The 15,496-nt window shown below is 43.6% G+C and carries 13 protein-coding genes, 1 other RNA gene and 1 pseudogene; 5 read left to right on the top strand and 10 right to left on the bottom strand.

Annotated elements, in window-relative coordinates; genetic code table 11:
• Window positions 1–453: 453 nt before the first annotated feature.
• The 9 genes from CRO04_RS25015 to tadA all read right to left on the bottom strand — a co-directional run bounded on the left by CRO04_RS25015 (window position 454) and on the right by tadA (window position 8,887).
• Entirely contained in the window at window positions 454–1,188 is a 735-nt protein-coding gene (locus tag CRO04_RS25015) for a CvpA family protein (protein WP_242974651.1), read from the bottom strand.
• A complete protein-coding gene (locus CRO04_RS25010) occupies window positions 1,185–2,018 on the bottom strand; it encodes a Cof-type HAD-IIB family hydrolase (RefSeq protein ID WP_097006961.1) in 834 nt (277 codons plus the stop codon). The genes CRO04_RS25015 and CRO04_RS25010 overlap by 4 nt, the downstream gene beginning before the upstream one ends.
• 12 nt (window positions 2,019–2,030) lie before the next feature.
• Complete coding sequence (locus tag CRO04_RS25005) at window positions 2,031–4,166, bottom strand: tetratricopeptide repeat protein (protein ID WP_097006960.1); 2,136 nt, start codon at window positions 4,164–4,166, stop codon at window positions 2,031–2,033.
• A 29-nt stretch (window positions 4,167–4,195) separates the two neighbouring features.
• Entirely contained in the window at window positions 4,196–4,792 is a 597-nt protein-coding gene (recR, locus tag CRO04_RS25000) for a recombination mediator RecR (protein ID WP_097006959.1), read from the bottom strand.
• 2 nt (window positions 4,793–4,794) lie between these two features.
• Window positions 4,795–5,148, bottom strand: coding sequence for a YbaB/EbfC family nucleoid-associated protein (locus CRO04_RS24995; RefSeq protein ID WP_097006958.1), 354 nt, complete (start codon window positions 5,146–5,148; stop codon window positions 4,795–4,797).
• A 32-nt stretch (window positions 5,149–5,180) separates the two neighbouring features.
• Window positions 5,181–6,776, bottom strand: coding sequence for a DNA polymerase III subunit gamma/tau (dnaX, locus tag CRO04_RS24990; RefSeq protein WP_097006957.1), 1,596 nt, complete (start codon window positions 6,774–6,776; stop codon window positions 5,181–5,183).
• Window positions 6,777–6,787: 11 nt separating this feature from the next.
• A complete protein-coding gene (locus CRO04_RS24985; protein ID WP_097006956.1) occupies window positions 6,788–7,867 on the bottom strand; it encodes a 6-phosphofructokinase in 1,080 nt (359 codons plus the stop codon).
• Between the two features lie 201 nt (window positions 7,868–8,068).
• Window positions 8,069–8,330: signal recognition particle sRNA large type (ffs, locus tag CRO04_RS24980), an RNA gene on the bottom strand.
• Window positions 8,331–8,398: 68 nt separating this feature from the next.
• Window positions 8,399–8,887 (bottom strand): tRNA adenosine(34) deaminase TadA, encoded by a 489-nt coding sequence (tadA, locus tag CRO04_RS24975; RefSeq protein ID WP_097006955.1) that lies wholly within the window; start codon window positions 8,885–8,887, stop codon window positions 8,399–8,401.
• A gap of 73 nt (window positions 8,888–8,960) precedes the next feature.
• On the opposite strand from tadA, the gene CRO04_RS24970 reads away from it, so the two are divergent.
• The gene (locus tag CRO04_RS24970; protein ID WP_097006954.1) at window positions 8,961–9,656 is read left to right on the top strand and encodes an anaerobic ribonucleoside-triphosphate reductase activating protein; all 696 of its coding nucleotides are present in this window, start codon (window positions 8,961–8,963) and stop codon (window positions 9,654–9,656) included.
• Between the two features lie 20 nt (window positions 9,657–9,676).
• Here CRO04_RS24970 and CRO04_RS27530 read toward each other — a convergent pair.
• Window positions 9,677–10,105: pseudogene (locus tag CRO04_RS27530) on the bottom strand (DUF6128 domain-containing protein); the annotation flags it as partial.
• Between the two features lie 1,489 nt (window positions 10,106–11,594).
• On the opposite strand from CRO04_RS27530, the gene nagB reads away from it, so the two are divergent.
• From nagB to CRO04_RS24940, 4 genes are all read left to right on the top strand, one after another.
• Window positions 11,595–12,329, top strand: a complete 735-nt coding sequence (gene nagB, locus CRO04_RS24955) for a glucosamine-6-phosphate deaminase (RefSeq protein WP_097006953.1) — start codon at window positions 11,595–11,597, stop codon at window positions 12,327–12,329.
• A gap of 350 nt (window positions 12,330–12,679) precedes the next feature.
• Window positions 12,680–13,510 (top strand): hypothetical protein, encoded by an 831-nt coding sequence (locus CRO04_RS24950; RefSeq protein WP_097006952.1) that lies wholly within the window; start codon window positions 12,680–12,682, stop codon window positions 13,508–13,510.
• Window positions 13,500–14,360 carry an ABC-2 family transporter protein gene (locus tag CRO04_RS24945; RefSeq protein ID WP_242974649.1) on the top strand — a complete coding sequence of 287 codons (861 nt, stop codon included), beginning with the start codon at window positions 13,500–13,502 and terminating at the stop codon, window positions 14,358–14,360. Before CRO04_RS24950 ends, CRO04_RS24945 begins: the two co-directional genes overlap by 11 nt.
• Complete coding sequence (locus CRO04_RS24940; protein WP_097006951.1) at window positions 14,314–15,321, top strand: ABC transporter ATP-binding protein; 1,008 nt, start codon at window positions 14,314–14,316, stop codon at window positions 15,319–15,321. The genes CRO04_RS24945 and CRO04_RS24940 overlap by 47 nt, the downstream gene beginning before the upstream one ends.
• The last annotated feature ends 175 nt before the right edge of the window (window positions 15,322–15,496 follow it).

Below are 15,496 nucleotides of genomic sequence, written 5' to 3'. Positions count from 1 at the left end.
ATACAATTACTTGTATTCGTTCTGAATTTTCTCATTCAAAGCCACTCAAACATGGCTTATTTATTAGAATTTTCAGGGTTTTACATACTGTTCAATCTTCTGTTTTCAAAGTGCTTTTTGTTGTTATCTCTCGATCAGCAACTCATTTATTCTATCATGTTGCCATATCTTTGTCAACAACTTTTTTTATTTTTTCAACCGGTTTTAATCGGCTTCCTTTGCGTCATGTTCCGCATCGGAACTATAATATAACATGTCCCCGATAGATTGTCAAGGGAATTTGTGTCATTTATTCATACAATTTTTTATGTCTTGTTTTCACTACTATATATATACGTTTTTACGGATTTTTCCTATATCTTGGGATTGGAATAAAAAACTGCGGAAAAGACATTTTCGTCTTTAACCCGCAGATTTGTTTTAATTGAATATATCATAAATACAATTATTCTCTCAGATTAGTCCCTGCAGTACCCCCAGAACCATCAGGTTCAGAAGATTATGGCTATAGAGAAACGACAGCCATTGGCTTGATTCAATCTGTCGGGTAACAATCATACCCCATTCTGTGCCGGAAAACGCAGTAACAAGCATACATGCCACCCAAAGGAACAGCAATCCCTCAATTCCGCCGGCTATTGCTCCCGCTATCTTGTTGATTCCTGAAATAATCGGAAGTCTTGCAATAATATCCAGCCAGCGGATAACCATCTTAGAAGCCAGATAGACCGCAGCGAACAGCAAGACAAACCCCGCTGAGTTAATGATTGTATCAGCAAGATAATTTCCCACATAATCAGTGAATGCCTGCACACCCATTATCTGATATATCTCACTGTTGTTATTCTCAATCAGCGCTGATTTAACCGGACCAGGTAAATTCAAGTTCTCTATAATGGTTCTTTGAGCAGATGGCTTCTCTGGGATCTCTTCCTGGGAACCTTGCTCCTGCCCAAGACCTGCAGCCTTAATAATATTTTGTGATACCGTCTGCTGAAGAGTAGTATTCTCTTTTAGATAGGTGGTTACAGCCGGCAGGGACATACGGACAATGGTCAGGGATAAGATCATTGCAAATATTGATACTACCAGCCTTATAAATCCTCTGTGATGACCGTAAAGAACCATACCCAGAAGATATACTCCGGCAATTACAGATAACCAGTTTTCCATATACAGCTTTGTCATAGTTTCATTCCCAATACCAGCTTTCTGATGACAGAAGCTACTCCGTCTTCATCGTTGGTTCCTGTTACATAGTCTGCAGCTTCAATGAGTTCCTTGCTGCCGTTCTTCATGGCAACTCCTACTCCGGCTTTTAAAATCATGGAAAAATCATTCTCACCGTCACCAATTCCCATCGTTTGACCGGGACTGATACCCAGATGAGAGGCCAGCCGCAGGATCCCATCCCCTTTTGTTGCACCCAGCGCATTAATTTCCAGGTTATTGGAAATCGATGAAGTAACTATTATATCACTTCTTTTATCCAGTTCTGCCCTGAGCTTTGCTCTCTCTTCCATATCACCAAAAAACAGATTGATCTTTTCAACGGGCTTATTGGTCATCTCTACGAACTCTATGATGTCAGGATAGACATCACGGGTATTATGAACCAGTTTCTGCAGCTCCGGTGTAAGAACAAATTCTGATAGACGGTCCATGAAACGGGCTTCTGAAATTCCGCGCCTGTCTATGTATGGATCGTACATCACATGATACGGATCCACAAACCGCAAAATCTTCAATGCGAGATCACAGCTTAAAAGCCTGGTGTCGATCACAGTGTTCTCTTTCATATCCTCTACGACAGCACCATTGGTCGTGATTGCATACCGGATTCCAGGTATTTCTTTTACCTCATCCGGTATTCCATCAACAGTCCTTCCTGTACATGGAACAATGTGTATTCCTTTTTGAATACAGCTTATCAGAGTTTCCCTGTTATATTCGGACAGGCCTTTTCTGCTGTTTAACAAGGTTCCGTCCAGATCAATTGCAATGAGTTTTATATCCACGTTAAATCTCCATTAATAAATAAAATGTTCCTCTTTTAAAATAAGCAGTCCATCTTTATCATATTTCGTAGAAAACAGACCTTTTATGCGCCTGCCCACAGATGGTTTTTCAGCGCGGTCCGCAGCCTCCTCGATCAGGCTTTCTGCATTTTCTCTATTTAAAGGAACGCCGTCTTCTTCCATGATTTCAATTCTCTCATAAAGTGCCAGCATACTTTTTCCTGTGATATTGCAGTCAATTTCATTGGCATATCGACACGCATACTGTGCAAATTCATCTATATCCATTTCTTCACCAGAATACTCCGGTACATCATGCTGTCTATAAACGGGCTCTCCTGTGGGTTCATCAGCAGATTCATCGTAAAAATCATCTTCCTGATAATCTTCCGGCTGATTATATGTGTCGGAGTAGTCATATTCCGGCTGCTGGTATTCTACAGAACGGTCATAGTGAGATTCCTGATTATATACGGCGCCTCTTTCTTCCGGTACCGGATTGGCTGGTACCGGTTCAGGAGCGGACATTCCCTCACCACTTCCAATACATTCGAATTTACTTGCCAGATGAGGATGTTCCTGGTGCAGCGTTTCCATCTGCTTTGGATTATCGATTAAGACTACAATCATTCCACTGGAATCCTGTTCCATCAGCTGGTTTAACTCCTCAAGAGCCTCCGGCGTCAGATCTCCGGCTTCTTCTATTACTAAGTCTTTTCCGGAAAGCTTATCTGCAGATGCAAAAACTCCCCGCTTAGACAATTTTAATCCGGTTATCTTGGCAACCGGGTTATTCACACCGCTTTCCCTGTGTATCTGCTTTAATGCATCGACTGCCAGCTGAAGTCCTTTTTCGGGAGTTCTGGCTTCAATCATAAGGTGATTGCGCACAGGGGGCTCCTGCATATCTTCTTCCTCTTCATCTCCATACAGATCTTCAAATTCCAGTTCTTCCTCTTCTGACTGGGGAAAATGGTAGCCGCTTGTATCAGGCTGGAATACTGCAGACTCCTCTCCCTCGTAATAATTGGAGTATTGTTCTTCATCGTATACGTAACTCTCTTCCTGCTCAAGAGTAACGTCTTCGTCCTGTTCTGCAGTTGCAGCTGACGGAATCTGATAGACCTGCTGGTCAAACTCCTGTGGTTCTTCTTCTTCAATAACAGGCTCTGAGTATAATTCCTGCTCTTCTTCCACTTCAGGTATATAGTTTCCCCCGGATCTGGGTTTTACCGGGATGTTTCGTCCTACCCTGCGGATATCTTCCAGTATTCTGGTATGCTCCACAACCGGTTCTTCCTGAACTGCTGGTTCATCATAGGATATTTTGGACATTTCCCTGGCCAGAGACTCCTGTACTTCCGCCTCCTGCATGCTCGCTTCATAATCCTCTTCCACCGATTCCTCATATACCATATTCGGGTACTGATCAGCTTCCGGTGCTTCCTGGTAATAGTCCGTATCCGGTTTCAGCTGTACACTTACCTTTTTCCCAGTTCCATACTCCTGCTCTACAGCCCGAAGTCTGGCTTCATATTTGTCCCTGTTCTCAATGAGATCCATCTGGTAATTTGTCAGAGGGGCATACTGGACTTTTAAATCCATTGCCTTTTCCACATATTTTCCAAGGCCAAACATCAGCATAATACGGTCACATGTCTCTACGCAGCGCTCCTGCATGCCTGCAAGGCTGTAAAGCTCTGCCAGTTCATAAAGCCATTTTTCATCAAGCTCTACACTGGTATAGGATTCGAGGGAATGAATGAGCTGCTGGGCGGGTGCCCCTTTTGCCTTTAAAATCATATATCGAAGAAGCTGCTGTCTGGGATCTTCAGATGCCAGATCTCCAAATTCCTTGTAGTAGCTTTCTGCTTCTTCGATGTTGCCCTCTTTTACAGCAAGCTCAGCCAGTTTATAAAGAAGCCTTTTCCCAATAGGTGCCCGCTCATAAGCCTGTAAAAGGATCTCTTTTGCCTCCTGGTAATCTTCATTTTTTTCATATACCAAGGCTACCATGGAAAGCAAATTGGTATTGCGGACTCTCCTCCAGTCGATTGTATCGGCTATCTTCATCGCCGTCTCATAGTCATTTTTGCCGACCATTTTTTTAATTTGTTCAACTTTTATATTAAACTCGTACTTATCCATTCTTTGCATCTCCTAACAAGGCATATGAGTTACAGTTCGACTCTGCCCTCCAGAGCCCGTAACAATGTCACCTCATCTATGTACTCTAAGTCTCCGCCAACGGGAACACCGCTGGCTATGCGGGTAACCCTGATTCCTGTAGGTTTGATCAGCTTACTGATATACATGGCTGTTGTCTCTCCTTCAAGACTGGAATTCGTGGCAATGATCACCTCTTCCACATCTCCCTGCAGCCTCTGCATTAATTCTTTCAGCTTTATATCTCCAGGTCCGATTCCCAGCATAGGGGATATGGCTCCATGGAGCACATGGTAAACGCCTTCAAACTTTCCGGTTTTTTCATAGGCAGCTAAGTCTCTGGTATCTTCCACCACCATAATAACCTTATGATTGCGTTTCTCACTCTTGCAAATAGGGCAGCGTTCCTGATCCGTCAAAGTAAAACACTCTTTGCAGTAATGCACGTTACGTTTCGCCTCTGTTATGGATGAAGCAAGACCCGTTACCTGTTCTTCCGGCATATTGATGATATGAAATGCAAGGCGCTGTGCAGACTTGCTTCCAATGCCGGGAAGTTTTGAAAGCTCTTCTATTAATCTGGTTATCTGACTGCTGTAATAATCCATAATTAGAACGGAAATCCTCCGCCTAATCCTCCCAATCCTCCGGTTAATTTAGACATGGCTGAACTGCTGTCTTCTTCCATCTGGCGGAATGCTTCATTGGTAGCTGCCATGATTAAATCTTCCAGCATCTCAATGTCATCGGGATCAACCACTTCCTGGGATAATTTAACGGAAGTCACTTCTTTTTTACCTGAAACAGTAACCGAAACTGCTCCGCCGCCTGCTGCAGCTGTATATTCCTTCTCTTCTAGAGCTTTTGTCGTCTCTTCCATCTGACGCTGCATCTTCTGTGCCTGCTTCATTAAATTATTCATATTGCCAGGCATAGCGCCTGGAAAACCGCCACGTTTTGCCATGGTGTAAATCCTCCTATATTTTAATAATCATATTATTCTTCTATTGTTATATCCATTTGTATATTCGCTTTTAATTCCTCGTCGCTGACATAAATGGTATCCATACGTTCGTTTCCTCCCTGGAGCCTGGTCTGAAAGGCAATGGACTTTTTATAATGATCCTGTACGTACCGTTCAATTTCCTCAATCGTAGATTCCCTGCTTCCAATCAGGTAATTGCTCTGATCTGAAAAAACCACACAGAGGCGGCTTTCACCTGCAGGTTCTACTATTGTCTCCCGGAAACTTGCCCGAATAGGTCCTCCCAGGTCTTTAATGATCTTCCCCCAGTCGCCCCGGATTAAGTTTAAATCTTCCAGCTGTCCCTGGGGAAGTGCAACTCTCTGTGCCGGAGTCAGTGTTTCCAACTCACTGGAATCAGAACCTGCATCTGCAGATGAGGGCGCACCTCCTTCTCCTTTCTGGAGAAAGGTTCCGCTCTCCAGCTGCTGTTCAATGCTTTTTATCCGCTGAAGTATGGAATCATAGTTCTGCTCCATCTGAGGGCGGGTCAGCTTTATAAGGGCAACCTCTATGAGAACACGTTTCTGAGAAGCATAGCGGAGCTGGTTGGATAAATCCGAAAACACGCGGATATACCGGAGTAGTGTTTCATGGTCCGCAAGTGCGCTGTCCTCTCTTAACTGAATCTGATTTTCCGAAGACATATCAAGAAGATTCTCTGCCTCGTCTACGGATTTTATAATCAGAAGATTTCTTAAATACCAGATAAAGTCAACTACAAACTGTCCGAGTTCCCTCCCCTGGATCACCATATCTTCCAGACAAGTGATGCATTCTTTGGTATTGTTTTTTGCTACTGCCTGAAACAGCCTGCCAAAAACCGTGATATCTACAGCCCCAAGTACATCAAGCACATTATCATAGGTAAGAAGCTCCCCATAATGAAAGGCGATACACTGATCCAGCAGGCTTAAGGCATCTCTCAGTGCGCCGTCTGCAGACTTTGCAATGTAAGTAAGCGCTTTCTCCTCTACCCGGATCTGTTCTGTTTCTGTAAGTTCTTTTAAATGTTCTGTTATCGTATCAACCGTGATTCGTTTAAAATCGTATCGCTGGCATCTGGATAATACTGTGATGGGAATCTTATGCACTTCAGTGGTTGCCAGAATAAATATGACATAAGAAGGCGGTTCTTCCAGTGTCTTTAGAAGTGCATTAAATGCTCCTGTAGAAAGCATATGAACCTCATCGATAATATAAACCCGGTATTTCCCTTCGGTTGGAGGATACTGGACCTGCTCCCTGATCTCCCGGATATTTTCCACGCCGTTATTCGACGCTGCATCTATCTCCACAACGTTTAAGGAGACACCTGCTGCTATATTTTTGCAGGTAGGGCATTCCCCGCATGGACTGCCTTCCTTAGGCTGTTCACAATTGACTGCTTTGGCAAAAATCTTCGCGATACTGGTCTTACCTGTTCCCCGTGTTCCGCAGAACAAATATGCATGCCCGATACGCTGGGATATAATCTGATTTTTAAGTGTTTGCACAATATGGTCCTGCCCCTTCACATCTGCAAAGGATGAAGGGCGCCATTTCCTATATAATGCCGTATATGACATGCTGTTACTCCTTATTCGTCTCCAAAACTGATTCCGATCATCTTGGCTTCCTTAACGATGGAACATTCCGGATCGATTGTTTTTAATTTACCGGCCACATCTGCCAGGGGCACCTTAACAATCTCATTATTGTTAACCGCAACCATGTAACCATATTCTCTGTTCCCAATCAGTTTTGCTGCTTCTGCCCCAAGGCGGGTGGAGATCACTCTGTCATAAGGGCATGGATCTCCCCCTCTCTGCATATGACCGGGGACAGTAACCCTGACTTCCTGTCCGGTCCGTTCCGTGATCTGCGCTCCGATCTCATAGGCTACAGAAGGATAAATCACGCCATTCTTCTTCTTTTCTTTCAGTTCCTTTTTCGTCAGGACCGCATTCTCTTTGGAAATCGCTCCCTCTGCAACGGCAATAATAGAAAACTTTTTGCCCGCACTGGTTCTTTTCTTCAGCGCTTTTATCACTATATCCAGATCATAAGGAATCTCAGGAACCAGTATAATATCGGCTCCGCCGGCGATCCCTGCATAAAGAGTCAGCCAGCCCACCTTATGACCCATGACTTCAACAATAAAGACTCGTCCATGGGAAGCAGCCGTTGTATGAATACAGTCAATGGCATTGCTTGCAACATTCACCGCGCTTTGAAAGCCAAAAGTTATATCGGTTCCCCATAAGTCATTATCAATGGTCTTCGGAAGCGATACAACGTTTAAACCTTCCTCCCGTAAGAGGTTGGCCGTCTTTTGGCTGCCATTGCCGCCCAGGACAACCAGGCATTCCAGTTTTAGGTTTTTATAGGTGTGCTTCATGGCTTCTACCTTATTAAGGCCATTCCCGTCAGGTATCCGCATCTGCTTAAACGGCTGTCTGGAGGTCCCAAGAATAGTTCCTCCTTTTGTTAAAATACCGGAAAACTCTTCAGGCTTCATCACACGGTATTGTGAATAAATAAGCCCTTTATAGCCATCTTCAAATCCAACAATTTCAATATCATCAAACAGCCGGTACAGCGCTTTGGCAACTCCCCGCATGGTAGCATTTAAGCTTTGACAGTCACCGCCGCTTGTAAGAATTCCAATTCTCATCATAAAAGCACACCTCTTCTTTGATTAGATTTGTTGTTTGGAAATAGGTACTATTATACCCATTTTATTCTCAATTATAATACAAAGGGGAATGTGGGGCAAGGGAAAACTTTATTTCATAAGATAATGTAAGGAAAAATTAAAAATGAAAAAACACCGCAAAGCATATCATTGCTCTCCGGCGTCCTGAAAACTATATTTAATCCGTGCGTCTCACTTTGAACCGCTATCACAGGCGTTACCCTGACAGTTAACTCGGTCCAGGCACCCTCACGGCACACAGAAGGTTTCACTTAGTGCTGCTGCATTCCTGCCCTGACACGGTTCATGAAGATCTGTTGCGTAAGACCCAAACGTCATCGTCACTTATCAGGGGCGGCCCTGCAATAGTCAGCCCTGGGTGAGACATCACCCCTGCTGGAGCGGATTGCAGGTACAGGGCACCGCTATCTCCCCGGCTGCACGGAAACTTTATGACGTATTATGACTTAATCGCAGTTAAGTATACATGGAAACCTTCAGATTGTCAAGGATTTAAGGGGCAATTGTATCTTCCATTTTCTGTTTTTTGCTGTCACGTAATTCTTTGAAAAATTTTTTCATCATCTGGGAACATTCCTCTCCCAAAACACCAGATTCCATTTCCACCTGATGGTTGAATCCGCTTTGATGAAATAAGTCCAGCACGGAACCTGCACAACCAGCTTTTGGATTCATACAGCCAATGACTACTTTTTTCATTCTGGCCTGTACAATTGCCCCGGCGCACATGGGACATGGTTCCAGAGTCACATACATGGTACAGTCTTCTAACCTCCAGTCTCCCAGCTTTTTACATGCCTTGCGGATTGCTGTAATCTCTGCATGAGACAGTACATTCTTATCCGTTGTCCGCCGGTTGTAACCTCTGGCAATTACTTTATCTTCGAAAACAATGACACAGCCGATCGGCACTTCTTTCGCTGCTCCGGCTTTCTTCGCCTGTGTTACTGCCTGACGCATATATTTTTCATCTGTGGTCATAATCATTCCTCTTTGCTATTTAATATGATATACTTGTCCTTAGTATACCATGAATGAAAGGAATGGTGAAGAGATGAAGCTATGTGGTCTTCAAAAAACAACACTTCTGGATTATCCGGGTCATGTGGCTGCCACAATTTTTTTAGGTGGCTGCAATTTCCGGTGTCCCTTTTGCCATAACAGCAGTTTGATTGGAAATGATGCCCGGTCTGAGTTTTCAGAAGAAGAAATTCTCAATTTTCTTATAAAAAGGAAAGGAATACTGGAAGGCGTCTGTATTACCGGCGGTGAGCCCACAATTTCCGGAGAACTGGAGTCATTGATCCGTAAAATCCGTGATCTGGGTTATCTTATTAAACTGGATACCAATGGCTATTGCCCTGACGTATTAAAGAAACTGATTACAGACGAACTTTTGGATTATGTTGCAATGGACATTAAATCCGGACGGGAGCATTATAAAAAGGCCGCAGGAACAGACGGTCTGAAAATAAGGAATATAGAAGAAAGTGCTGCCTTTTTAATGGAAAACCGTATCTCTTACGAGTTTCGCACGACAGTTGTTAAGGGAATACATGACGTGGGTGATTTTGTGGATATCGGTAAATGGCTGGAAGGCGATTCCCAATACTTTCTTCAGAACTACGTGGACTCAGACCAGGTTCTGTGTCCAGGTTATGCTTCCTTTTCAGACGGGGAACTGCATGGATTTTTAAATATATTAAAGCCCTTTATTCCCAGAACCGAACTCCGGGGTGAATCTTACTGATGCAAAGCAGGGGGGCCTTATCAGCCCCCCATTTTTATATCGGTATACCAGAAACCAAACCGCCCGTCTTCCATGGGCTGATCTTTTGAAAGCACAAAATTAGGAAAACCGAACATAGATGCCATATATCTCTCATTGCTGTAATAATGACCTGGAATCCCCAGCAGATAGCGGGGCGTTCCTTCCGGATTAAACAGCTTTGCGAGAATTAAATAACGATAGTTGTAGTAGCCATGAAGCAGAAAACTGTTATTTCCGTATACCCAGATGTCTCTGGGCAAAAGACCGATATCCTGGGGTTTAATGGTTAGAATCTCACAGCCATCCTCATAATCAAATGCCAAGATTCTGGTGTGCTCTTTTCTCAGTTTATCCCAGATCACACTATGTAGATTATCTTCCAGATTTTCATTCTGGCGCAGCTGTTCCAGAGCTTTTGGATCTCCCAGCTTGGGTTCTGTCTGATTTTGATTATTTGTTTCCTTTATTACAGCGTCAGCACGGTACAAGCGGGTAGTTCCGGCACTTGGGTCACTCACTTCTTCCGGATCCTCAGCCAGGAGGGCAGAGCTGGAGCTCATCTGGACCGGATCTTTTAATCCGGTATCGTCTGACTCTGTCATGACTGGTTTGGGCATGATTGGTACCGTTTCCTGCTGGCTTTTTCCTACATCCTCTGTTTCTACCGGCTGTTCTTCCGGTGCCGATTCTGCAGACATGGACTCGGTAGGCATTGGTCCTGCCGGCTCGGTCCTTGGCGGTGTTGGTCCGGTTGGTACAGGTACTGGTGCTATTGTTCCGGTTGGCATAGGCGCTGCCCTCATTGGTTCATTCGTTGCCGGTTCACCTGGTATTGGTCCGGTTGGACGCGGCTCCTGCCACCAGCCAGGGACTGGTCCTGTCATAAGCGGACGGGTATTTTGCCTCCAGTACGATACAGGTGCGGTAATCGGAGGTGGGGTTCCCTGCTTCCAGCCAGCAGTCGGACCAGTAACGGTTACAGGCGGCACTGCCTGCTGGATCTCCGGTGTGACGGACTCATCTCCCTGCGAAACCTCAGATTCCTGCTTTTTCGCATCACACTTCTCATCCATTCCATTTACTTCGTCTGCTCCTCCCTCTTCCTGGCTTGGCTCACTGCCGGCTGGCACCGTGCCTTCTGCCCCGGGATGAGCATTCTCCTCCTGTGAGTTGAGACTCTCCGTTTCTTTTGAATCACTCTCGTTAAGCGGAAACTCTTTCTCTATCTCCTGAACAGCCTTTTTTATCTGTTCTTCCGATATGGCGGACGTGTCTTTAACAGCAGATTTTGTGTGTTCCAGATCTACTTCTGCCGCATGGGCAACTGCGTCCTCCCATATTGTGGTATAAGATCTCCATGTATTTTTTACATCATGTATGGTCAGTCCAAAGCATTGGTCCATATTAATCCCGGAATGTTCAATATCATTAACGGATACCGTAGCTCTGAATTCACCGGATCCGCCTCGTATGAAAATATTACCCAGGTAAATTTCCTGCTCTCCGGCCAATAGATAAACTCCAATGTCGTTACCGCCTACATAAATTCTTTTCACGCTTACTGTAATTTTGCACTGGATTCCTCTCGTCTCTATCTTGGCAAATCCGATGTTTTTTCCTTTGATCCCGCCTTCATAGGCATAAATATATGAGATTAGTCTTCGATAGTTAGACATGCCACCACTCCTTTATCACTATTTTATGCACAGGAACATTTTTACATGACAGGAATTGTTTTAAATTTCTTTTAAATTAAGAAAAACTTATCTGCTTCATATTTTGGAACAAATTTCATATCCTCGCAAACAAAGATAAAATACTATTTTATACAAAATCCATTGCATCTGTAACATAAAAATGATATCCTAATAAAAGAATAAAATAAAAAATTTTTCCAAAATATGGAGGTTGATAAAAATGAAGCTCTACCGTGCGAAAGACTACAATGATATGAGCCGGAAAGCAGCCAATATTATTTCTGCTCAGATCATCATGAAACCGAACTGCGTTCTCGGACTTGCTACCGGTTCAACACCTGTCGGAACCTATAAACAGCTGATTGAATGGTATCATAAAGGTGACCTGGACTTTTCCCGCGTTAAGACAGCAAATCTGGACGAGTACAAGGGACTTAACAGAGATAATGACCAGAGTTACTACTATTTTATGAAGAAGAATCTGTTTGAGCATGTAAACATCGATGAAGCCAATACGCATATTCCTGACGGAACGGAAGCAGATGCGCAAAAAGAAGCTGCCAGATACGAAGAAGTCTTAAGAAACCTGGGCGGTATCGACTTACAGCTTCTGGGTCTTGGACATAACGGCCACATCGGATTTAATGAGCCATCTGATATTTTTCCAAAGGATACGCATATTGTTGACTTACAGGAAAGCACTATTGATGCAAACAAGCGTTTTTTCGATTCTGTTGAACAGGTTCCGCGCCAGGCTTATACCATGGGAATCGGTACCATTATCAGAGCGAAAAAAATTCTGCTGATGGTAAGCGGAGAAGATAAGGCTGACATTCTCCATGATGCATTGTGTGGACCGGTAACCCCAAAAGTCCCTGCTTCCATTCTGCAGCTTCATCCGGATGTCATTATCGTTGCAGATGATGCAGCTCTTTCCAAATGGGAAAACATCTGATCTTGACGTATCATATTTTTAATGATAGAATAAATTAATTTTTTAAGGAGGTGAGACGCTGTGAGACATCTTTCCATACAAGCCACAACATTATGGATTAATATTGAAAATATCTCTGCAGTTTTCGGCAATTTTGACGTGTCCGTGTATCAGTGCGCCCATTTTTGCGAAAACGGCAGCGTCCCATCTGTGAATTTTTCTGTTAGCCGGTAATTTTTACCACTGGTTTTACGGTTGATTTTCCGCCCGGATGCTCCTGCACCGGGTTTTTTTGTGCATTTTTTCGAAATGGAGGTCTGAACGGACACAATCCCATTTACCGTTATTAAGCACAATGGAGGATCTGATCTATGAAACGGGTAAAAACTTTTCTGTCCGGCTGCGGCTTTCTCTCGAAAGCCGTATGCTCCACAATCTTCATCTGTTCCAAGCAAATTTTTGACGGAGGCTTTCTTTGCATAGCCGGAGGCTACTTTGTACAGTTTGTACAGTTTGTCCTTCTGACCTTTATCTGGAAGACGCTGAATGAATCTAATGCTCTTCCTTCAAGTGTATCCCTTGACCAGCTGATGACTTATACACTTATGTCCACCATATTACATCAGGAGCTAAATATTATCTCTCCTGCCACCTCCTCTCTGTGGGAGGGGTCCGTGATTGGACGCTTTCTAAGGCCTATGGCGATTGAAACCAGCTTTATTTCTGAAACCATAGGAAGATTCTGGATTCCCAACTTTTTATTTCTGGGTATCCCATTGATGCTGTTCGCACCAGTGCTGTCGGTCCATACATTGCCGCCATCCCTGACTCTGGGAGTTCTTTCTTTCATTAGTCTTGTACTGTCGGTTACTATTGGATTTGCAGTGGATCTTCTTTTTGCATCACTTGCCATGAATTTAAAAAACGGTTGCTTTGCAGCCCTTGCTGTCAGGGAAGCCATTTACTCCCTGCTTTCCGGAGAAATGATACCTTTTTCATTATTTCCGGAAAAACTGGGAACGCTGTTTTCCCTGCTGCCTCTGGGTTCTGTTGCTCACGGACCTTTAACCATCTATACCGGATCTGCCCGTTTTCCATTTAAGGTTCTGGCACTCCAGCTCTTCTGGGCTGTAATTTTGTGGATTCTGGCAGATTATGTGTTTGAAAAAAGCAAAGAAAGGATGATCTCTTTTGGCGGATAATTTTAAAACTCTGTTCAGGCTATACAGGCAATATGCAAAAATGGATTTATTATGGTTTCTTAAAGATACCCGCTATTTCTTAATTCAGTTGATTTCTGATGTTGTAAGCGGCGGCTGCACCATAGCGGGTGTCTGTCTTTTATCCATTCATTTTGAGAACTTTACCGGAATGACTCAGAATGAAATTTTATTTATGATGGGGTATTCTCTCTTTATTGACGGTATTTTTATGGTGTTTTTTATTGGTAATAATACCGGCATGATCAGCAGGATTATCGGGCGCGGACAGCTTGATCACATTATGATCCAGCCAGTCCCTCTGTGGGCAGAGCTTCTGGCCCAGGGTTTTTCTCCTGTTTCCGGTTCGCCCATGCTGGTTTTTGGAATTGCACTCACATATTACGGCGCAAAAAAAGCCGTTATTCCCATAAATCTTTTTATGATTTTGCTGTTTCTTTTTTTCAGCATCTGTTCCATCGTCATAGTGATGTCGTTTATTTATCTGCTCTCCTGCCTGGCGTTCTACGCACCTGCCGCCGCAGAGGAGATTGCAGGTGTTGGCAGGGATTTATTCTCAACTCTGAAAACTTATCCCCTGGGAAATATGAGAGGAATCCAAAAGCACTTATTTTTGTCTGCTATTCCTGTGGGTCTTTGTGCATGGTATCCTTCCATGCTTTTAATAAAAGCGGGGAAATACGGTGCAGGGGCGGTATTTGTTCCAGAAGCACTCTATCTGCCTGCTGCAGCGGCAATATTTTCAGTAATAACCGTTTTTACGTTTAAGAAAGGAATGAAACATTATGAAAAATCTGGTTGTCCAAGATACTCCGGCTTTGGTCATCGATAATATTATAAAGGAATACTGCCAGTGGCAGCGAAGCGGTAATGTACGTGATATCATTAAAAATTTGATTCGTCCGGAAAAACGGGTGGTAACCGCTCTGGACCGTATTTCCCTCCAGATAAACAAGGGGGAATTTGTTGCATACGCAGGTGCCAACGGAGCCGGAAAAAGCACCACCATTAAGATTCTTTCCGGTATTCTTATGCCTACGTCGGGAACGGTTTCGGTTCTTGGGTTAAATCCGGCCAGAGACCGGATTCGGCTCATGCGCAGGATTGGAGTCCTGTTCGGCCAGCGGACAGAGTTATGGTGGGACCATCCGGTTCTATCCAGCTTTGAATGGAAAAAGGAAGTGTGGAATATTCCCGATTCTACCTACAGGAGAAATCTGGAAATGGTTACAGAGCTTTTAGACCTGTCCGATATTTTAAAAACCTTTGCAAGGGAATTGAGTCTGGGGCAGAGAATGCGGGCAGATATTGCCATGCTCCTCCTGCACAGTCCGGAGTTAATCTTTCTTGACGAGCCCACACTTGGTCTTGATGTCCTTGCCAAGCAACAAATGATCCGTTTTCTAAAAAAGATGAACCAGGAGAACAAAACCACTGTGGTCGTAACCAGCCATGACATGGATGATCTGGAAGAAATGGCACAGAGAATGATTCTTATTAACAAAGGGAAAATAGCGTTTGACGGAAACTTTGACCAGCTGCGAAATGTGATGGGTGGTTTTTACAGGATTTTACTTACCACAAAATCAGAGGTGCCCCCTCTTTCTCTGCCTGGAATGAAACTTCTTAAAACACAAAACGGAGTCCACGAGTACGAACTTGACCGTAATATCCTGGAAATCCACAAGGTTATGGAATTACTGTCCGGTTATCCACAGATCCTTGATATGGAAATTAAAAAAGCTCCCATCGAGGACGTAGTTGCTAATTTATATTTAAGCTGGCGGAAATAAACAGTTGGTTTTTTTTAACTATTGTTGTAGAATATAGTTACATAATTTTATAATGAAAGAGGTGACAAACTATAAATAGTCAAGAGGTTTTATACAAATTTTTTGATATAAAAAAAGAGTAACTTTAATAAGCCATCTGAATACACCGTATTTCAGATGAATACAAAATTTTATT

Source organism: Lacrimispora amygdalina (assembly GCF_900205965.1).
Taxonomy (GTDB): Bacteria; Bacillota; Clostridia; order Lachnospirales; family Lachnospiraceae; genus Lacrimispora; species Lacrimispora amygdalina_A.
Note: the sequence above shows the minus strand (reverse complement) of the source record. Positions and strands in the feature narration are given on the sequence as shown.